This is a genomic window from Gilliamella sp. Nev3-1 (assembly GCF_001690435.1).
Lineage (GTDB): Bacteria > Pseudomonadota > Gammaproteobacteria > Enterobacterales > Orbaceae > Gilliamella > Gilliamella apicola_C.
In genome coordinates, this window is the sequence record NZ_LZHN01000027.1 from 1 (window position 1) to 20,068 (window position 20,068).

26 protein-coding genes and 4 pseudogenes are annotated in these 20,068 nt (G+C 32.2%); 2 read left to right on the plus strand and 28 right to left on the minus strand.

Features of this window, described 5'->3' with window-relative positions; all coding sequences use genetic code 11:
• Positions 1–692: IS3 family transposase (locus A9G40_RS05155; RefSeq protein ID WP_176700415.1), on the plus strand; the 692-nt coding region annotated here is incomplete at its 5' end.
• Between the two features lie 93 nt (positions 693–785).
• Here the strand turns inward: A9G40_RS05155 and A9G40_RS15770 are convergent.
• The 26 genes and pseudogenes from A9G40_RS15770 to A9G40_RS05265 form a co-directional block, all read right to left on the minus strand.
• Positions 786–998, minus strand: a complete 213-nt coding sequence (locus tag A9G40_RS15770) for an RHS repeat-associated core domain-containing protein (protein WP_141675195.1) — start codon at positions 996–998, stop codon at positions 786–788.
• 211 nt (positions 999–1,209) lie between these two features.
• A complete protein-coding gene (locus tag A9G40_RS15210) occupies positions 1,210–1,449 on the minus strand; it encodes a hypothetical protein (protein WP_218057943.1) in 240 nt (79 codons plus the stop codon).
• A 382-nt stretch (positions 1,450–1,831) separates the two neighbouring features.
• Entirely contained in the window at positions 1,832–2,296 is a 465-nt protein-coding gene (gene imm9 / locus A9G40_RS05160) for an Imm9 family immunity protein (protein ID WP_065566960.1), read from the minus strand.
• 387 nt (positions 2,297–2,683) lie between these two features.
• A pseudogene (locus A9G40_RS15775) lies at positions 2,684–2,842 on the minus strand (RHS repeat-associated core domain-containing protein); the annotation flags it as partial.
• A 430-nt stretch (positions 2,843–3,272) separates the two neighbouring features.
• Entirely contained in the window at positions 3,273–3,629 is a 357-nt protein-coding gene (locus A9G40_RS05165) for a hypothetical protein (protein ID WP_065566957.1), read from the minus strand.
• Between the two features lie 324 nt (positions 3,630–3,953).
• Entirely contained in the window at positions 3,954–4,406 is a 453-nt protein-coding gene (locus A9G40_RS14215) for a hypothetical protein (RefSeq protein ID WP_081297875.1), read from the minus strand.
• A 276-nt stretch (positions 4,407–4,682) separates the two neighbouring features.
• On the minus strand, positions 4,683–5,294 hold the full coding sequence (locus A9G40_RS05175) for a hypothetical protein (RefSeq protein ID WP_065566956.1): 612 nt from the start codon (positions 5,292–5,294) through the stop codon (positions 4,683–4,685).
• Between the two features lie 429 nt (positions 5,295–5,723).
• Positions 5,724–6,068, minus strand: coding sequence for a hypothetical protein (locus A9G40_RS05180; protein ID WP_065579962.1), 345 nt, complete (start codon positions 6,066–6,068; stop codon positions 5,724–5,726).
• A 340-nt stretch (positions 6,069–6,408) separates the two neighbouring features.
• Positions 6,409–7,170: a hypothetical protein gene (locus A9G40_RS05190; RefSeq protein ID WP_065582186.1), complete on the minus strand. Its 762-nt coding sequence runs from the start codon at positions 7,168–7,170 to the stop codon at positions 6,409–6,411.
• Between the two features lie 28 nt (positions 7,171–7,198).
• Positions 7,199–7,681: a hypothetical protein gene (locus tag A9G40_RS05195; protein WP_065582187.1), complete on the minus strand. Its 483-nt coding sequence runs from the start codon at positions 7,679–7,681 to the stop codon at positions 7,199–7,201.
• On the minus strand, positions 7,681–7,992 hold the full coding sequence (locus tag A9G40_RS05200; protein ID WP_065582188.1) for a hypothetical protein: 312 nt from the start codon (positions 7,990–7,992) through the stop codon (positions 7,681–7,683). The genes A9G40_RS05195 and A9G40_RS05200 overlap by 1 nt, the downstream gene beginning before the upstream one ends.
• 182 nt (positions 7,993–8,174) lie before the next feature.
• A complete protein-coding gene (locus A9G40_RS05205; RefSeq protein ID WP_065582189.1) occupies positions 8,175–8,657 on the minus strand; it encodes a hypothetical protein in 483 nt (160 codons plus the stop codon).
• A 1,041-nt stretch (positions 8,658–9,698) separates the two neighbouring features.
• On the minus strand, positions 9,699–10,133 hold the full coding sequence (locus tag A9G40_RS05210; RefSeq protein WP_065582190.1) for a hypothetical protein: 435 nt from the start codon (positions 10,131–10,133) through the stop codon (positions 9,699–9,701).
• Complete coding sequence (locus A9G40_RS14920; protein ID WP_176700440.1) at positions 10,120–10,272, minus strand: hypothetical protein; 153 nt, start codon at positions 10,270–10,272, stop codon at positions 10,120–10,122. Before A9G40_RS14920 ends, A9G40_RS05210 begins: the two co-directional genes overlap by 14 nt.
• Before the next feature lie 220 nt (positions 10,273–10,492).
• Positions 10,493–10,730: pseudogene (locus A9G40_RS15780) on the minus strand (RHS repeat-associated core domain-containing protein); the annotation flags it as partial.
• A 68-nt stretch (positions 10,731–10,798) separates the two neighbouring features.
• Positions 10,799–11,233, minus strand: a complete 435-nt coding sequence (locus A9G40_RS05220) for a hypothetical protein (protein WP_065572374.1) — start codon at positions 11,231–11,233, stop codon at positions 10,799–10,801.
• A gap of 209 nt (positions 11,234–11,442) precedes the next feature.
• Positions 11,443–11,769, minus strand: coding sequence for a hypothetical protein (locus tag A9G40_RS05225; RefSeq protein ID WP_065567038.1), 327 nt, complete (start codon positions 11,767–11,769; stop codon positions 11,443–11,445).
• A 766-nt stretch (positions 11,770–12,535) separates the two neighbouring features.
• Positions 12,536–12,946, minus strand: a complete 411-nt coding sequence (locus A9G40_RS05230; protein ID WP_065582192.1) for a hypothetical protein — start codon at positions 12,944–12,946, stop codon at positions 12,536–12,538.
• 416 nt (positions 12,947–13,362) lie between these two features.
• On the minus strand, positions 13,363–13,986 hold the full coding sequence (locus A9G40_RS14225) for an RHS repeat domain-containing protein (protein ID WP_081295763.1): 624 nt from the start codon (positions 13,984–13,986) through the stop codon (positions 13,363–13,365).
• Between the two features lie 26 nt (positions 13,987–14,012).
• On the minus strand, positions 14,013–14,462 hold the full coding sequence (locus A9G40_RS05240; protein ID WP_065567335.1) for an SMI1/KNR4 family protein: 450 nt from the start codon (positions 14,460–14,462) through the stop codon (positions 14,013–14,015).
• A gap of 213 nt (positions 14,463–14,675) precedes the next feature.
• Positions 14,676–14,924 carry a hypothetical protein gene (locus A9G40_RS05245; RefSeq protein WP_065582194.1) on the minus strand — a complete coding sequence of 83 codons (249 nt, stop codon included), beginning with the start codon at positions 14,922–14,924 and terminating at the stop codon, positions 14,676–14,678.
• A gap of 262 nt (positions 14,925–15,186) precedes the next feature.
• A pseudogene (locus A9G40_RS15785) lies at positions 15,187–15,303 on the minus strand (RHS repeat-associated core domain-containing protein); the annotation flags it as partial.
• A 20-nt stretch (positions 15,304–15,323) separates the two neighbouring features.
• The gene (locus A9G40_RS05250) at positions 15,324–15,683 is read right to left on the minus strand and encodes a hypothetical protein (RefSeq protein WP_065582195.1); all 360 of its coding nucleotides are present in this window, start codon (positions 15,681–15,683) and stop codon (positions 15,324–15,326) included.
• A gap of 657 nt (positions 15,684–16,340) precedes the next feature.
• Positions 16,341–16,781 (minus strand): hypothetical protein, encoded by a 441-nt coding sequence (locus A9G40_RS05255; RefSeq protein ID WP_065582196.1) that lies wholly within the window; start codon positions 16,779–16,781, stop codon positions 16,341–16,343.
• Positions 16,782–16,798: 17 nt separating this feature from the next.
• On the minus strand, positions 16,799–17,158 hold the full coding sequence (locus A9G40_RS05260) for a GH-E family nuclease (RefSeq protein ID WP_065582197.1): 360 nt from the start codon (positions 17,156–17,158) through the stop codon (positions 16,799–16,801).
• A 186-nt stretch (positions 17,159–17,344) separates the two neighbouring features.
• On the minus strand, positions 17,345–17,704 hold the full coding sequence (locus A9G40_RS05265) for a hypothetical protein (RefSeq protein WP_065567338.1): 360 nt from the start codon (positions 17,702–17,704) through the stop codon (positions 17,345–17,347).
• A gap of 384 nt (positions 17,705–18,088) precedes the next feature.
• On the opposite strand from A9G40_RS05265, the pseudogene A9G40_RS14615 reads away from it, so the two are divergent.
• Positions 18,089–19,200 (plus strand): annotated as a pseudogene (locus A9G40_RS14615) (IS3 family transposase).
• Here the strand turns inward: A9G40_RS14615 and A9G40_RS05280 are convergent.
• Together A9G40_RS05280 and A9G40_RS14925 are read right to left on the minus strand one after the other, a co-directional pair.
• On the minus strand, positions 19,195–19,404 hold the full coding sequence (locus A9G40_RS05280; RefSeq protein WP_065582199.1) for a hypothetical protein: 210 nt from the start codon (positions 19,402–19,404) through the stop codon (positions 19,195–19,197). The pseudogene A9G40_RS14615 and the gene A9G40_RS05280 overlap by 6 nt on opposite strands.
• 12 nt (positions 19,405–19,416) lie before the next feature.
• Positions 19,417–20,068 (minus strand): hypothetical protein (locus tag A9G40_RS14925; protein WP_065582200.1); only part of this gene is annotated, 652 nt, incomplete at its 5' end.

Here is a 20,068-nt window from a genome sequence, read left to right on the forward strand (position 1 = left end):
CGGTGATTGTTTCGGTGTTGAATGCTATCACAGACCGGCATTTACGCTGGGGCTTTCCTAAATGTTTTAATCGTATCAGAAAGCTCGGCTATCAATGGAATCATAAACGGGTATATCGGGTGTATTGTGAATTAAAGCTTAATCTCAGGGTAAAGCGTAAAAAACGCATTCCTCCACGATGCCCGGAAAGGTTATTAGCCCCCAATAAACAAGGTGAATGTTGGTCAATGGATTTTATGAGTGACAGTAGTCGTAATCAACGTCGCTTTAGGACATTCAATGTCATCGATGACTTTAATCGTGAGGCATTAGGTATTGATATTGGTGTGAGTTTACCCGCAGGTAGAGTGACTCGTTATTTGGATAAATTGGCGGAGTATCATGGTTATCCGTTAAAAATACGCGTCGATAATGGACCAGAATTTACAGGAAAAACCTTTATAAACTGGGCTAAATCACATGATATAGCCATTGATTATATCCAGCCCGGTAGCCCTTATGAAAATGGTTATATTGAACGATTTAATCGTACCTATCGTACTGAAGTACTCGATTTATATCTTTTTAACAACTTAGCACAAGCAAGGAGAATAACCGAAGAATGGTTAACGATTTATAACACCGAAAGACCGCATGAGGCATTAAATAACATGACACCGCTCGAATATAAAACATTAAAACAGGCAGCTTAATTTTCTACGTGAGTTGTGTACTAAGTTTGGGGTATTTACAATACAGATTAAATTCACCTAGCAATCCAATTGGGTCAGGCTAGATAAAGTGGACTATATCAAGGCATAATACCTAAAAGTATTGTAATATAACCCCGTTTTTCTGTCTAAATATTGTCCCTGATATCTGAAGTTTTGATCTATTGATGCGTGTTCAATTTCCTGAATCCCTTTACTCCCAGAGCTGATAATTTCTTCATCTTCATTGCCCCTTTTGTCTATATGTGCCAGAGGTTCGTAGCAGCTCTGTCCGGGGTAGATATACAGGCTGCTGTGCTGATTCGGGCTGGTTTTCTAAATCATTATTAAGCCATTCTAGCGGATACGGTTGTAGGGGGCTGTGCTATTTAGCTGATGTTTTTCGATATGCTAGCCAAGAGCATCGTAGATATTGGAATGCCAATATCTTTTCAAACAACAAAATTAAGAAAAGGTAATGAAGATTATTATTCAATAAATTCTAGAATATATTTCTAAATTAACTATATATAGCCAACTCAGGCTTACAAAAACCTATAACAAAATCCATTAATTCTAAAATAATATCTTCTTCGTCAAGATATCTCAGGTTTTGTAAACAATCATACATGCAAATCTGTGGCATGCCTTTATTTTTAAAATCAACTAATACCTTTCTAATTTCCAATAAATCTTTATTTGAAGATATTTCTTTTTTCATATAATCAAGGAATTTCTGTTGTTCTAGCATTTTATCCATTTACTTTTTTAATTAGCCAATGCTGTTTGGTATTTTGAAAGAAGCATCGACTGTTTAGGTTGAATTGCGCCATGTCCTGATTTGTTTTGTACGTGCTGCAAATCATTACCAATGATCTGTTACATACAGGAATATCCCTATTAGGGCTAGCACTCAATGTTCTAGCTGAGTCTACAACTTTGGATTTACTTTTCTTTTTTGTCATTCTTCGAAATATGTCTGAATAATTTAATCCCCATGCTTCGATACAAGTCAACCCATTAGACGCATACTGATACAGATTAACGCCACCTAGCAATCCGGCTAAATCAGTGAATCTACATGTATCAGGATAGTATCACTTTGAAAGCCCGTTATTCTTAATAACTTCATTATTGTGATTTCAATTCTGCAATTTTATTCTCTTGCCACCACAGACAATACCTTTCGTAAAAGCTAAACCTATTGCACGTTTTGCACTTTCAAAAATATAACTATATAAACTCTCGTAGTTTTCAAATTCAGGATCTAAAATGAAAAAATTTTCATTTAACGGTTTAAAAAAACTTTCTTTTACTTCTCTTAATCCATATGGAGCCTGGTTTTTATCAGGAATGCAAATAGAGATAGAAATAACATACTCCTTATCTGATGGATAGCGCATTGATCTTTTGAAAACCCCAATACCATTTGTAGCCCGAGAATTAATCATTATTAAAATACGCCACCCATTTAAATCTAAAATATTTATTCGCGGTAACAAGTTATCAATATATTTGTTCAATTCTATCCACATGAAATGCATATTCACATTGTCATTTATTTTTGGTACTTCAGTAGGCAATGACACCATTATTTTTTTTCCCATAATATACCTTGTAAAATAGTTAGCACCACTTGTTCTTTTTAGTACTGGGTCTATAACGTTTATCTTTTTCTTGATTGGGTGGCAATTCATGTTTTAATATTCTTAAAAGCCTAACTCTTCTTGCCTCAATTCTTTTCATTTTATCTTTAGTTATTCCTCTATAAGTACGGACTACTTTCGATTCTGCATTGCCAAAGTTAGGGGCTTTTCGTACTTTTCTTATACTCGTATAAGCACGTCTATTTTATCCGCCAGCCATTACATCTTCTGCTTTACTAATTCCTGTTTTAGCACGGCGTTTAGATTCCTATCCATTACATCATATAAAACCCAATCTCAATTAGTGTCATTACTATTTTTATACCATCCAATTGTATCAATTCAAGTCAACCCATTCGGCACATACTGATACAGATTACACCTACCTAGCAGCCCAACTGAGTTGGACTGGGTAAAGCGTCCTATATCTGGATCATAGTACCTAAAGGTATTGTAATGCAGTCTAGTTTTTCTGTCTAAATATTACCCATGATATCTGAAGTTTTGCACTATTGGTTTGTGTTCGATTTCCTGAATGCGCTTACCCTAGAGCTGATAGCTACATTCCCAGAGTTATTCGCCGTTTGCATCGGTAAGCCGTTCTGGTCGGCGTAGAAGTAGCGGATATATTGTTTTTAATTGCCGTCTGTGCCTATACGTGCCAGTGGCTAGTCGTTGCTCTAGTGGGTGTAGATATTCAGGCTACTGTGCCGATTCGGGCAGGTTTCCTGTATTATTGTTAAGCTATCCCATAGGAACGGGTACGGTTGTAAGGTTTGCCTGTGCTGCCTGACTGATGTTTTTCGATACGTCGACCTAAGGCGTCGTAGGCGTAGTTGTAACGCTGGTTGTGGCTAGCACTTTGTTTGTTTTTGATGCAATAACTCTCTATCTTACATATATCTAATTATTGAGCTAACTTCTATAATTTTATTTTTTAGTAATATTTAATTTCATATTTACCAATTACATCAAAAATATGATCATAAGTGCTGAGTACTATACGTTGCCTTCCTTTTTTATGCACCTCATCAACTAAATCAAAACTAGATTTTAAATATTGCTCATAAGGATACTCATCCATTCTATAAATAAATAAACTATAAATATCACTGAAAGTAAATGTAACTTTAACTTCTGGAACATTCGATATCTTCGGTTTACAGCCTGATAATGCTAATGACGTATTAACAACTAAAGTAAATGGTATACATTCTAATTTTACGTCAGATAATATTAATGCACTTCGCGCATAAATTATACCGTATTTTGTTTGAATTTCTTTTGTATTCATATTATTTACACCTCAATTTTATTGATTTACCACCGGTTTTAGTTGTAAAACGCCGCCATAAAGTAGCTGAAGACAGATCCACTTAAGTAGCCCATCTAGATGGAGCCTTAGAAATTCCAGCCTTTTTAGCAGTATAAAGGCGCCTATTATCCAAACTAAAACGCACCTTGCGATAACAACTTTGTTTGTATATCAGTGGGTAAATCAAGCTTTTTTATTTTTCTAATAGTCTCTCGATTATTTATGTATGAATGATAATAAGACTATGTATAAGTTTATTCACTTTTTTATCGTTAAAGATTGTAAATATTGCCGATTTTTTGATTAAAGTAATGCATATATTTTCTTTAATTGTCCACAATATTTCTTACTATACGGTATTTTTATTTTTTTTAGATAATTAATTAGGTTATCAACATCGTTAGTAAGTAAATAATACTCTAATAAATGAATAATAAGAAAATTTTCATAGGGTGCATTAACTGAAATAGTGACATCCTTTTCATCATTCCCTTCTTGTTCATCTGGTTCATCAAAGAGAACGACAAACTTAATCGCTATATATTTCAAAAAAGAAGCAAGATTATTCGACAATATGTTTTTTAAATCAGATAAAGTGGCACCAGACAAATTTATTTCATTTGCATCATATTCAAACAATACCGATGGCAATTCTTTTCCGTTTGTCGTAATTTTATATTTTTTCTCTAATTTATCTAATGCCGTTTTATATAATGAGCTATTTATAAAATCTCGAATTTCATTAATGTTTATCATTTATCAACATCTCTTACTATATTTATAACACTATAACCAATGTGTTTATATGGATTGCTTTATGCTTCCATGAGGTTTATTTGGCAATCATCATCATGATTAAATCACTTTTTACTTTTATCATGGCGAGTTTTCTACTCTTTTGTTGCACTATTTTAGAGGGGCGTTACAGCTTAGATTATAATAAACAGATACATTATCTCCCTACAAAATATTAAGGAAACTATTACTATTAGCACATTTATAAATTATTGTTAGATAGTTATATTAAAATAATTATGCCGTTTGAACAAAAAAAAGTCCTGCATTATTAAAATCATCAATTTTCTTTTTTAGAAACAAATATCCAATAGCATCAGATAAAAATAAAGCTCCACCATCATGAACGGGAATATCTGATGAATATAATTGGCCAATAAAATCATATTCATTTAGCAATTTTTCACAAGCCACAATGCCATTGGGTATTTTATTTGACAAAAAAGAAAATGCTGGGTACTCATTATTCTTTAGTTGTGTCTTTTCTAATTCAAGATATTGAGGAACAAGACTATTACTATTTTCACGTAATTTTGATGTCTCAGTTAGTGTAACTCTGGTAAATCCTGATTTTAAATGATCAAGTTCTGCATCATCACCGAAATAAACAATATCGTCCAAAAAATATCTATTTTCATTATATGTTGAAAATACGGAAATATATTTAGCTTTAGGAAGATTAATTCCACTAATAGAATCAGATAATTTATCATTATCGATTGTGAATAATAATGTTAAATTTTCACCTAACGGATTTTGGGGCCAATTGCCGTCAATAAATGCTCCTCCACCAAATTTGATACCACTATTTTCGTTTGATGAAGGTGTAAGCTCATATACTAGGTGCATGATATCTCCATTAACATTTGCTAATTTCTTTATGAATTTTTACGATTTTTCTTAGTATACCAATTTTCTTTTTCAGGAACACCAGCTCTTCCCTGTGCTTCATAGTTATTCTAGTCGGTATAGATATACAGCCTGCTGTGCTGATTCGGGCTGGTTTCCTAAATCACTGCTAAGCCATCCCACAGGAAGCGGGTACGGTGTAGGATTTGCCTGCGTTGTCTAGCTGATGTTTTTCGGTACGTCGACCTAAGGCGTTGTAGACATAGCCGTAACGCTCACTAGCTTGGGTATTCGATGGATACTTCGGTCAACATGTGCTAAACATTGTATTTTAATCTTAGATTTTGGCCAAATCGACTAATCTATATATTAAAATGCCTTGATTTGATAGTAATATAATAAAATTTTAGATAATCGTAGTATTTAATTTTATAAATTCTTTAACTCTCTAATTTTAGCTAAGCCTTTTTCCAAACGACTAATATTTTCATACTTATTTTCTACAGTACTTTTATCTAAATATTTAAGCCATCCAGATACATATTTCCTGAATAAATCAAAACCATCTTCCGTAACAGCAGATTTCATTAATATAAAATCAGTTTTCAAATTTCCCTCTAGATCAAATGGCTCTACATTAATTAGTAAATGGTTCTCTTTGAGAAACGTTAATAAACTAGTAGATAATCTTATTATTTGGTTTTGATATTCTTTACTTTTATTTGCGCCTAATAACATAGGAATATTATGTAATTCAAAATCTTCATTATTCATTATTTTGCCTTATAACTTTTGATATACTTTCAATTTCGATCAGTTCGTTAGTATTTTTATTTTTCACATATATACTTCCTGTACTATGTATCCGAGCTTCTTTTGCTAATTGTTTATGCTTAGAGGCAGTTTTACTTGTTATCTCATAAGGACGCCATTTGCCTTTTAACCACAAAGTCGACTCTATGTCTTTCACCTGTTGTAAGGTTTTAACTGATTTGGCACCGGTTCATTTTTTAGAATTTGATGGCAGAATCAACCGCTACCTTTAACTGGCAAATACACAAAATAATATAGAATGGTGTCTCTCAATTTTCTATCTAAATACTAATCTATTATTTTAATTTTCAATAAGATCTTGATATAGTTCAATTAAGTCATTATTGTTACTTTTTAGGCATTTATTCATTAATTTGATTTTTAAGTCTGAGAAATTTAAGTATAGTAGTAATTCAGCTAATCTTCGGTATATAAAGTCATCGAAAGAAGCAAGGTAATGATCCAACATACTGCCTAATTTATGTTTTACGATTTTATTCTCTTTAAATTTGATTAATATATCTCTAGCTATAGGAATATTATCAATATTGCCATCGACTGATATGTCTATAATTATAGGAATTAATATTTCTAATTCTTCGTCATTAAAATCATCATCTCTTATGAATCTTAACGCTGTTCCTTGTTCTGATAATGTGTTTAATGCTAATAGTAATTGTTGGAAAAAACATTCTGATTTTCTAAAATAATATTTAGAAGAAAATAAATTTGTTTCAGATTCTTTTAAATTAAACCATTCTATAGAAAAAATTGTATTATCTTTCATTTTGTTACTACCATACTCACAAGAAATTGAGTTAAATAATTTTTTAAATTCATTCATGAATATATCACGTTTAATACCTAATCCATTAGGGAATGATTTTCCTTCAGGTATTGTATAGTAATGTTCAGTTAATGGAGACTTATTAGGATCTAATGTGGTTGATGCACCTTGCGGTAATTTTTTATCAACCTGAGGTTCTACCATACCAGTGCTATCAGTATCAATATCTTTGCTTGCTCTTGGTTTTTGGGCTTGCTTTTGTTTCCAAAAGCACACAATTCATTATTTAAGCCCAAGGATCAATCTAAGTCAACTCATTATTACCATTCCATATTCTTAACTCATAAAAATTCTCTGTTGGTAAAATTGAAAATCCAAAAGAGTTATTTATGGCAACTAGCAAACACTCTAACGTCTTGTTACTATTCTTTACTGTCATATTCCAAAATAATGTTGGATTTTGCTTAATGTTATTAATATGCAATTTTAAATAATAATATGTATTACAAGTGATAATTTGAAAAACTACTAAATCATTAGTATCAATACTACTCAAAAAATCACAAAATCGGTTAAATAATAAATTTTCTTTTACTGATAAATCTACTGACTGATGTTCAATATTATCAATAAATTTTGACAAAAAGACATTATAATCATGCGACTCAAACGTTATCGAATAGCTGTTATTATCAATCCGTAATTTATTTGAGATATTTTGAAGAATTGCCTTTTTTTCTTTTTCAATAACTGATAATTTCAATCTTTCTTTTAAAGATAATGACATTATTTTTTGCCTTTAGCATTTGTAATTTTTGTCATATTTTCAGGAATATGTTTACCATATTGATTATATCTTACTTTTGGTTGGAGAGGATCATCAGACAAATCATCAGCAGTATAAAAGTGAGGAACGCGACCAAATTTATTTTCTGGTTTTGAAGTATTTAGATCGGCGTGGACGTAAACTATTTCTTCATCTTCACTACCTATTTTAACTATGCGTGCCAGTGTTGGTAGTTGCTTTGGTCGGTATAGATATACAGGCTGCTGTGCTGATTCTGGCTGGTTTCCTGAATCATTTTTAAGCCATTCCACAGGAAGCGGGTACGGTTATAAGGGTTGCCTGCGCTGCCTAGCTGATGTTCTTCGATACACCGGCTTAAGGCGTCGTAGTGGTAGTGCTGGGTAGCGCCGTTGGTTTGTTTGCAGCCGATTTGTCCGTGGACACTGTATTGGTTTTTATGTCTTCCAAACCAATTAAATACTTTTAAACATTATTAAAAGGGTAAGTTAATTTTTTTATTCAGTTTTTCTTCAATAAGTGTCGATAATTCTTTAAATAAAGTTTCCCAAACCTGAATGTACTCTAATTTACTGATAAAAAGTTTCATATCAGGAATTTTTCCATTATATATGCCTACATCTGGTCCTTTCTTATATTCAAGTTCTACGCCTTTATCTTTAATTTCATAATAGAAGTAAAAATCAGAGCCTTGCTCACAAAACCAAATATCATCTTTGCCTGCCCAATTATTTTTTACTCGTTTGACAGATTTAACAATGTCTTCATAACATGCTGTTATGTCCGCATAAATGTAAAAATGTACTCTATAGTCGCCTTTCAGTTTAATGTAAAACTCAGGTTCAGCATATCTTCTCAATTCTTCCAATGCATATTGAAAAGGAGTTAGTTCGTCATCAATATCATCATCAATATCGCCTATGGGATTTTGATAGTTAACCTCAAATATAGTTTCCATTTTAATCTCCAGGAATATAGGGACAGGCTATAATAGGTTTGCCTCTAATGACTACTCTTATAAATCTTACAATATCCATTATTTTTATTGTTCTATCAGGATAATATATTTTTGATAATTGTGATACTTTAACATCATGTGCTCCATGTGTGTTGGTGCTTTAGCAAACGCTTCCTCTATTATTTTGTTATCATTAAATGCCTTATAGGCTCAGAGTCTTTTGGATTTTTTTCTTGGTCAATTAATTTTTGTGCATTAATTTGAGAACCATGTTGATTACGGGCATATCCATATTTTTTATAACTTTCCCTGTTTGATGATTTAGCTTACAACTCATTAATCCAAATGGATCCAACCAAGTCAACCCATTAGGCGTATACTGATACAGATTAAAGCCACCCTGTGATCCTATCGGATTTGGCTAGGTAAAGCTTCCTATATCTGGATCATAGTGCTTGAAAGTATTGTAATGTAGTCCAGTTTCTCTGCCTAAATATTATTCATGACATCTGAGGTTTTGCTCTATTGATGTTCAATTTCCTGAATATGTTTACCCCAGAGCTGATAGCAGTATTTTCAGACGATGTCATTGTTTGCATCGGTAAGCTTTTCTGGAGAGCCGTTCAGGTTGGTATGGATATACAGGCTGTTGTACTGATTCGGGTTAGTTTTCTGAATCATTTTTAAGGTATTCTACAGGATGCGGGTACTGTTGTAGGGTTGTCTGCGCTGCCTAGCTGATGTTTTTCGATACGGCGTTTCAGGCCGTCGTAGTGATATCCTCTGAAATGTAGGAGAATCAGGTTGCTGTATTCTGTGCTTATCAATCGGTCGAGGCGATCGTACTGGTAGCTGCGTTCTGTTAAGATACTGGGCAGGGTAGAATGCTAGTCACGCTGGGTTGGTTTGTGTTGCAGTCATATTTGAATGTGGTGTTCAGCCGCTCTTGTGGCGTAATACTTCGCGGTGCAGGTTGTCGGAACCGTAATACAGGCTGTTGATGGTGCACCCATCTGGCTGTGAATAAAAAAGATGAATAATCTACTTGAATGTTTTGAATTTTGATAGCCAATAATTGCCTTTATCATATACACAACCAATTAAAACATTTCCTTCTGTTTTGATCGTTAATTCACGACTATAACAATATTTTTTTTCAAAAGACCAGTTTATATCAGCAATATCGAGATATTTCATAATAAGTTCAAAACTTGTTTCAGAGTATATAATTACATTATTTAATAAAGTAATTGGATGACGAGCTACATCAAATCCTAAGGAATGTATCTTGGAATCAACTACCATTATTTCCAGTGAATCATAAAAATAAGAAAAACCTTCACTTTTGTTCAATTTATCAAAGTGATATTTTTTACCCAAATCTTTTTTTTGCAAAATAGAATATATTTCTTTTTCTGATAAGCCTACTTTTAATTCCAAATATATTCCTGTTCTCAGAAAATCAGTTAAGTCCATTAATTTTCTCCTGCATTTTTGAAAATTTAACCACACCCCGCTCGGCCAATTCAATTGACTTTTTATTACTATTTGAGTCATTTAATATCTTTTTAAATTCTTCTATGGCATGAGATACTTGAGTTTTAGTTTTCCCCATAATTTTTTATTGTTTATCAAACCGTCTATATGCTTGTTCGCTTGGGTTATGGATTTTTTACTAATACCTTTCATGTTACTAAACCGCTTCCAGATAAGATTGTCAGCTTTATCTAAACCTAATTTAGCTTCCGTAGTTTTTCTTCCATTTATAGATATATCTAAATAAAATCTTTTAATCCTTACATTATCGAAATGACATGGTTGCATTTTCCCTGTACAGTCAATCCTAATGGATCGACCCAAGTCAAATCATTAGGTGCATACTGATATAGGTTAAAGTCACCCAGCTGGTCAATCGGGGGCTAGCTAGGTAAAGTGACCTATATCCGAGTTATAGTATCAGAAAGTATTGTAATGTAGTCCAGTTTCTCTGTCTAAATACTGTCCCTGATATCTAAGGTTTTGTTGTATCGGGATGTGTTCGATTTTTTGAATCCGTTTTCCCCAGAGCTGATAGCGGTATGCTCACAATACTGCGCCATTTACATAGGTAAATTTTTCCTTTTAGCCCTGATTGCATATCTCTAATTGTTTATACGATAATGAAGATATATTTCATATTCATCATCATTAATAACCAATATTCTTTCAGGTTGTAAAAACAATAATGATAAATCAAAAGATTGGTTGTATTTAAATATACTATTTAAAAAATTATCAAGATGATTAATATTTAAGTGTATCGCAATTTTTTCTTCAAATAGTTGGATGCATTTAAAAAAATTATTATTTAAAGTGTTATTTATAATTTCAATTAATTTTTTTTGGCTAATCGGGTGCTCTAGCCTGATTTCGCTATCAATTTGATCAATCTTGAAAAAAATTTTAAGCTGTTCTTTATACCAAATAAAATCTTCATTATTAACAGACGAAATTGTAAATGATTCAATTCCTTCTAATTGACTAACATATTCTTCTGCTTTTTTATAAAGTAATTTTTTTTCAAGTTTATTATTCATAATATATGTGATGATCATTGGTTAGCGAATCAATAATTTTTTGATATCGTTCTTGTTCGAAGTCATAGGTAATTGAATTAGCACTACGTTTTGATTGGTCCGCATTTAGCTATTGGATCATTTGTTTATTCTACTGTGACACGTTTATGTCCTTGTGCATTTTTATATTGATAATACCTGCCATGTGAAACATGGCTCTATTAATAATTTTATTTGTCTAATTTATAGGGGAAAAGATATTTTTCTAATATTTCATTTTTTGTTTTCTCATCAAAATATCTATTGTTTTGTTTTTCATAATTAGCTATTTTATCAATAGCAACACTCTTATTCATTTCAGGAATATTTGAAAAAATTCTGTTCCAATCTTTTTGATTCCCATACATTTTTATCAATTTTTCAAAAATTGAATTAATAATGGGGCTGCTACAATAAAATAACGAGTCTGTTTCCTCACAATCGAACTTTAAATAAAGAATTGCTTTGGTTAAAGCATTTACTTCACTTCTAGTTAATTCTATTTTTTCAATATCCATTATTATCAACCTTTTGTTTTTACACTAGAATTAATTTGATTGTTTGTCAGTTTTAATCTGGTTTCATAACCTAAACTTGACAAAAAAGAATATGGATTCTTACCAGAATATAATACCTCATTTAGTGTTAACTTTCCTTTATAAATATATTCTAATAATATTAGTCATTACATCTTTCGGGCTCATTAAAATATCTGTGATATAAACTTTACTTTTACATAAGATTCTAAGACACCTATTCGCATGATGTTTTCTAGGCCAATCGAATCCGTATACTGAATACAGCAACCCCATTCGGTGTGGAAGTAGACTGTTTTTTCCATCTCCACTGCCTCTTTTACCTATGCGTGCCCATGGTTTGTAGTTGCTTCCGGTCTGTGTAGATATACTGGCTGCTGTGCTGATTCTAGCTGGTTTTCTGAATCATTTTTAAGCTATTCCATGGGAAGCGAGTACGGTTGTAGGGTTGGTCTTCGTTGTGCCTAGCTGATGTTTTCGATACAGAAGCATAAGGTGTCGTAGATATAATCGTAACGCTAGCTGTGATCGGATTGTTTGATGTGTGTTTCACTTAAGCTTAATTTTATCTATTATAAGCTAGTGGCCGATTTTATTATTTGGTGTCGATATTCTTTGCTTTTATTAACAGTTAATAGCATTGGAATATTATGTAATTCAATATCTTCATTGCTCTACCCTTATCACTGTTGATAAATTTTCAACTTCAATTAATAATTTAGTATCTTTATACAAATATTTTTATTTTTTAATAAGGTATATTTGTTTTATTAATTGGAACAAAATCACTTAATCCTATTCTCCATCGTTGTTCAATATATTCTAATAATTCATCGAAATTAGAAAAAACATATTGTTCAAATGAAGTTATTGATTGATTGAATGCATTATCATTATCAGTTAATGCTGGATCTGCATAATATGTGCGGAGCTTATATAAAAAAAACACTTCTTCCTCATCTATTATTGGTTTTATAAGTTGATCTATATAAAGCGAATACAAGGAAAATTCCCATTCGTCGTCATCCCCAGGTTTTGCATATTCAATAGAATAAATCTCAATAAAACGAGTTTTATTTTCTTCTAATCTTTCAAAGAATTGCCCTTTCATTTCATAGGGAAATGGATGGTAAGGATTATTGTATTTTTTCTTATTCATAAAATATTCTAATAATTCGACTGTTATAGATGTGAATTAGCAAATGCGCACTTTCAGAAGCATGATCTCTAATTTTCTCATTTGGATTAAATTCATCCCAATGATAAGTTCCTTTTTCTACTAAATGGACGAGGTAATCAGTCAGATGCATCTTTTTGTGGGCAAAATGTTCTTGATTTAGTGGTATCCATATATCCTTTGTGTTGAGGATGTTTTTCGTTCGCGGAAATTAACGCTCTCAATATTTCTTCTGCATCAGCTTTATTTCGTACTCTTATAAGAGCTTATTTTCCTTTAGTTAGCTGCTTTTTAATGTGCTTAATTGCCTGTAATAAATTGCAATTCCTCCTACGGAACGGTCTAAGCCAACCCATTAGGTGCATACTGATACCGATTAAAGCCACCTAGTAACCCAATCAGGTCTGGCTGGGTAAATCTACTATATCCGAATCATAGCTCCTGAACATATTGTAATATAAGCCAGTTTCCCTGTCTAAATATTGTTCCTGATATCTGTGATTTTGCTCTATTGATTCTTGCTCAATTTCCTGAAATCGTTTACCCCATAGCTGACAGCTACGTTTCCACAATATTTCACCGTTTGCATCGTTAAGCTCTTCCGAGCAACGGTTAAGGTCGGTGTGGAAGTAGGCTATTTCTTCATCTTCGCTGCCTCTTTTGTCTATGCTTGCTCGTGGTTTGTAGTTGTTTCTGGTCTGTGTAGATATACTAGCTACTGTGCTGATTCTGGCTGGTTTCCTGATCATTGTTAAGCCATTCCACAGGAAGTGGGTTCGGTTGTAGGGTTGGTCTCCACTTGTGTCTAGCTGATGTTTTTCGATACGTCGACCTAAGGCGTCGTAGACATAGCCGTAACGCTGGTTGTGGTTTGAATGTTCGATGCGTGCTTTGCTTAGGCGATGTTCGGCATTGTAAGCTGTAGTGCTGGTTACGTCGTTGTTTTGTTTGCTTTTGACGCTGCCATACGGGTGATAGCTATAGCTCTGATCTCTGAATTTAAGTAGATGATTAAAACGCATCAGGTTGTGGTTGCGGCAGTCTTAATTTACGTCCGTAAGTTTACATATTCTTCAAAAAAACATCTGAATGACGGTGCTAGGACGTTTGATATTTTTCTTGAGAAGAGATCATAATTAACTATTTGTCCATAAGTATTTTTCCTACAATCAACACAGCAACATACATCGTCATCTTTAAAATAAATAACTGCCATATCTAATGGTAATGAGTATTCATTTCGACATTGACAAGTATCATAATAGATAGCTCCTCCAGACTCAGCCAAGGCATTATTATCAACTATGCCTGATATTTCTTCACCAACAACCCCTCCGCCACCAACCAATAAAATAAATTCTTTTAATTCATTTGGTAATGACAAATTTAGCTTATTTTCAAGTATATTAATTTGTGATTCATCACAAGCTCCAAGCCAATATACTTCGTCTTGAGCGCCATGATTTAAACGCGTAACAAGATTTTTAATATCACCCATATAGTTATCACCTCACATAAAATCCAATGCCTTAATTTACAATATTCTTTTATTTTTCATCATTAAAAAATAATTGAAATTCTGCTGACATTATATTCTTTAATCTTTATGATTCCGGATAGATAAAGCCGAAAAATACTTTAGCTTTCTTATGTCAATATGAGTAAAGGTAATTTAGATATGACAGGTTTGTTGAAAAATTTTCATTATAAACTAAATTGATAATAAGTATCTGATAATATTATCTTTTGTTACCTTTTTAAGGATTACAGCATATTCATCTTTAAAATACCCTATATCAGATATTTGATCTTCTGCATCTTGAATAAACCGTATCGGATCATAAAAATTGAATGTGTATATATTTCCATTTACTGTAACTTCAAAATTTAATACAACTCCTTTAGATTCGCATTCAAGTTGAAACAAATTGTCATACCAATCAGGAAATATAATATTCATTAATCTAATACCTGTATTTTTGATAGCGCAACCTGATAATTTTCAAATTATCGCTAATAGTAGTCATATCATATTTTATGAGGAATAAACCCTTTACTAGATACACTAGTAGGATTATCAAAAACAGAAATACCGCGTGTTGTCTTTACTAAACGCTGATTTACCAATTTGATACTCTCCTAGTTTTGCTTTAAAAGAAACAGGTTCCCCTTTTTTGAACCCCATGAAATAACAAACAACTCCACCCAAGAGGATCAACCTAAGCCAATCCATTTGGTGCATAGTGACACAGATTAAAGTCACCAGCTAATCCTATTGGGTCCAGCTGGGTAAAGCGTCCTATATCCGGATCATAGTACCTGAAGATACTATAGAGTAATTTAATTTATTTTTAGAACATCAATTTTTCCATTTTTCACCTCTGACATAACTTATTAGTTCATTTTTATTTTTTGGTTCATTAGGAAATTTCAAAATTGAATCATAACTACAATGACCAATAATCGATGATTTTATGTCATCCAAATAGTCAAAAGCAGCCTCGGGAATGTTATCGTAATCTGGATCGGATAAATTATTTTTTATATATAAAAATGCAAATTTATATATCTTTTTTCTATCCCATTTAGATTGTATTAATTGCCTTAAAAATAAATCTATTAATTTCTGTGATGTATTGTTTTCATTCACATCCCATGATTGCATTATTCTTTTCAAATCTGCAAATGCCTCTTTTTCATTAACAATAAGTTTTGTCATTTATAAGCTAATCCCATTTAATTTGATTAAGCAATTTCTGATATTCATCAAATGTCATGTTTTTGCTTGAATATATGAGAACCATGATCATTAATCGCTGCAAGTCTATTAGGCAATTTATCCAAGTTTGTAATAGTATTTACAAATACCTCGTTTGGGTCAACAGGTAAAGGAACTTGACTGCCACTTAAACTTTGTTTGCCTGTTTAACTTGGATTAATCATATCAGTTGCATTATTTACTTCACTAAAATCATAGAACTTAGGATTTCCTGATGCCGTTTGTATCGATAAGCTCTTTCTGATAACCGTTCAGGTTGGTGTGGAAGTATATTACCCTTTGTGGTTGATTACTTCGTTTATCTCTACTTGCCAGTGATTCGTACTTTGGTCGGTATAAATATACAGGCTACTGTACTGATTCGGGCTGGTTTCCTGAATTATTGTTAAGCCGCCCCATAGGAAACGATTACGATTATAGGGGGGAGGTGTTGTCTAACAGATTTTTTTCGATACATCGACCTAAGGCATCGTAGACATAGCTGTAATAGTTGTTTTGGTCTACCTCGCCGATGCGTACTTCATTTAGGCGGTGTTCGGCGTTGTAGCTGTAGTACTGAGTAGCGTCGTTGGTTTGTTTGCTTTTTAATGTCGACAGTTATAAATTATTTTTTCTTTTTGCCTCTTTTAAATAAAAGTTTATATATTTTTTTTGCCTTTCCTGGAATGCTCGCGCTTTACCATATTTATAAGCCTCATCAAAGTATTTATATGCTTCCTCTAACTGGTCTAATTCATAACAAACCATTCCTAGATTAATTAAAGGCCCCGTATTTATATTAGATCCCCTTGTTTGTAATGAAATTACACCCCATTTTTTAGCAGTAATAAAATCTGATAAGTCAAAATAAGCACTATATATACATTTTGAAATCCAGCTAGCTATTTCCCAATCTAGCTTTGGTTCGGGAAGTAATTGCCAAGCATCATTATATTTATTTAAGGCATTGGTAAAATCTTTCTTGTCATGATATTGATTACCAATTTCTACTATAGCAATTATTTCTTTTTCCAATTTATTATCAGATAGTGTTTTCATCTTTATAACCTTACTTGTTAAAAATACTGCGATTTTTCTATTAGACCAATAAAACTTTCAGAATCTCTATATCTTTCTTTTAAACATGCTCCTTGAGAAGGATTATGACCAAAATATTCTAATTTATAATTATCTAAATCTCTCATGAATGATCTTACTTTCTTAGATTTAGATCTATGGCACTTACCTTTCTGATTCCAATATTTAACGGCATCTTTTAAATGTGCCATATCAGCATCTTGAACATAATACCATTGGTTATTAGTTGAATTTTTGAATTTCATGTTGTTACCGCTATCACGAATGCGACCCTTAGTGAGCATTCTTGCAATAACTTCCTGTCCTGTTTTGCTTTTCTTGCTTGGTGTTCTTCCCATGAATCTAAGATGGTAACTACTTAATCCCCCCAAGCTAATCTGTAGTGCTCGTCATAGCGGTAATTGGTCTGTTTTTATTTGCTGAGTTTTTGATTCAAGCTAAGATTAATTTCTGCTATTACTAGCCATAGAATAAACAGCAAATAAAATCGGAAAGATTTTAAATATCAATCCTGATTTTAATAACTATTTGTAGCTTACTTCACATTGGCCAATAACATCAAAAACATGATCATAAGTACTTAAAATATAATGCTCATCTTTCTCTTTATCGAATATTTTATCGAAGCATGATATCATCATTGGCTGATAACTTGATTCATCAATCATTGTAATATTTAAGCTCTTTATATTTTCAAATTTAAAATAAATTAAAGCCTCTCCTTCTAGCCCTTTACTTGGTTGGCAAAGCGACAATTCCAAAGAAGCTATTACCTTTAATTCTAGGGGAAACATATTTAATATGACGTCTTTTAATATTAAAGCGTCTCTTCCATATATTTCTCCATATATTGTCTCAATAGCCTGATTATGTACTGTTAGCATCTTACTTTTATCCCTATCCCACCAGTTTTTGTTGAAAATATATTGTTTAAGTTAATTGACTTCAAATCAGATTTAGTTGCCCAAACCGCAGGCATACGTTTTATACTGTAACTAACTCATAAAATAGTACAGCAAAAAAGTAGAAAATTCTCTATGATAAAAGTAAAAGGGGGATTTAATGATGAAAAAATGGTTGAACATTAAATCGTAGCTATTTTAACAGAAGCTGAGGCTGTATTGCCTTAAAGAACTGTGCCGTAAATACAGGTAAGTTTTAATTGCTATTGTTTAAAAAGATGGATAGGCTACACTAATTAGTACCAGTTTAATAAGGTCATTGTTATGATAACCAAAAAACAAAAGGAACCAACAATGACAAATCTCATTTCAAGAAGAGAAAAACGCAGTTTTAGTAATGAATTTAAAAAACAGAGGGTAATGTTATACCAAAATGGCAAAAAACGAGCGGATATTGTCACCGAATACGACCTGACTAAATCCGCATTAGATAAGTGGATTAAGCAATATCAAACCACTGGTGAGTTTACAGCTCAAGCTAATCGTCGTGCTCAAGAAAATGAGCTCATAGCCCTACGTAAAGAGAATAAGCGATTGTTAATGGAGAATGACATCCTAAAGCAAGCGGCGTTGATAATAGGACGAAAATCAAATTAATCACCGAGAATCAACATCGATATAGTTTACGTGCGTTATGTCGATGTTTACAAGTGTCAAGAAATAGCTTCTATTATCAACTACAATTAACCAGTAAAAAAACAGACAAAGAGCTTAGTAAAAAAGTGAAAGCGGTATTTAACGATAACTATCAATCCTATGGAACAAGGCGACTACAAGTAGCGCTTAGAAAGAAAAGCATACTATTATCCCGTCGCCGAATTGGTCGAATCATGCAAGAAAACGGATGAGTATCAAAATATACCTGTAAAAAATATCGTGCTAATACAGAACAAAGCAACGAATCAACAGTAAGTAAGCAACTTAATCGTGAGTTTACCGTAGGCCAACAACGCAAAGTGTTAGTGACTGATTTAACTTATGTGAGAGTAAAACAACAATGGCATTACCTTTGTATGATTATTGATGTAAGCAATCGAGAAATCGTGGGACGAAGTGCTGGAAAACATAAAAATGCTCAACTGGTTATGGATGCTATCAGCCAAATCCCTATTAACTTAAATTCAGTTGAGTTATTTCATTCAGATAGAGGAAAAGAATTTGATAATCATCTACTTGATGAATGTTTAAAGGAATTTGGCATTGAGCGTTCATTAAGCCATAAGGGATGCCCTTATGATAATGCTGTTGCTGAAGCAACATTTAAAGCGGTGAAAACTGAATTTTTGTCAAACACGATTTTTGATTCACTTGAACAACTCAGGTTGCAATTTAATCACTATGTGGATTGATTTAATTACAACAGGCTTCATTCGTCTTTAAATTACCAGTCACCCATTGAATATAAAATGAATCTATGACCTTATCTTTTTGGTACTAAAAAGTGTGGACATATCAGTACCTTTATTTTCAATAGTGTAGGTTAAAGCAAATCCACCACTTATAGCTAAAGGAACACCTAATCCTGATTTTTTAATATTTCCAAATTTTAAATCATTATCTGATATAAAATTTTGGTGAGATTGAAATACTTGATTATATTGCTCAAAAGTAGGATATGTCATAACCTTAACCAATTAATTTATTTTAAGAATGATTAATGTTGAGTCATCTATTTTCATTTTTTTATTTTTCCGTGCTTCCATTACCTTTGTATAAAAAAACTCATTTAAGTTACTCAAATTGTTTTGTAAATTGAGTATATTTGTTAGATTTGTAGAACTTTTTAATAAATTAAAAGAATTAATAAGCCAATCAGCTAAAGCATCCGTACACAAGAACAAATAGTAATCATTATATTTACTTAAATTTACATACTTAGTGTATTTATCAAAATCAAAAGTGTTAAAGTTTTTCTTAGTTGAAATCAGTTGAGGACAGTTTTTAAAATCAGGAATATCAAAAATTTTCTGATATTCGTATTTATGATTATTCTTACAATTCCTATAAACCCTTGTCTTTTTTTTCACACGTGATCTTTTCCTTTTTAAATAGTTTTTTGAGGACTTTTTAAATAAAAAAATACAACTATCACCAATACAAGTAATTTTTAAGCTATTTTTAATTTGACTATAATTTACACCTATAAAAGTGGCAAAACTTCCCCTTTGATAAGCCTCAATTTGGGTCCAAGTCATATTATGAATATCATGTTGTTTCGCATAATCTTTCTCGGCTGAAATTAAATATTCGTCAAATGATGAAAAAGTTTTACCAACAAATTTTTGA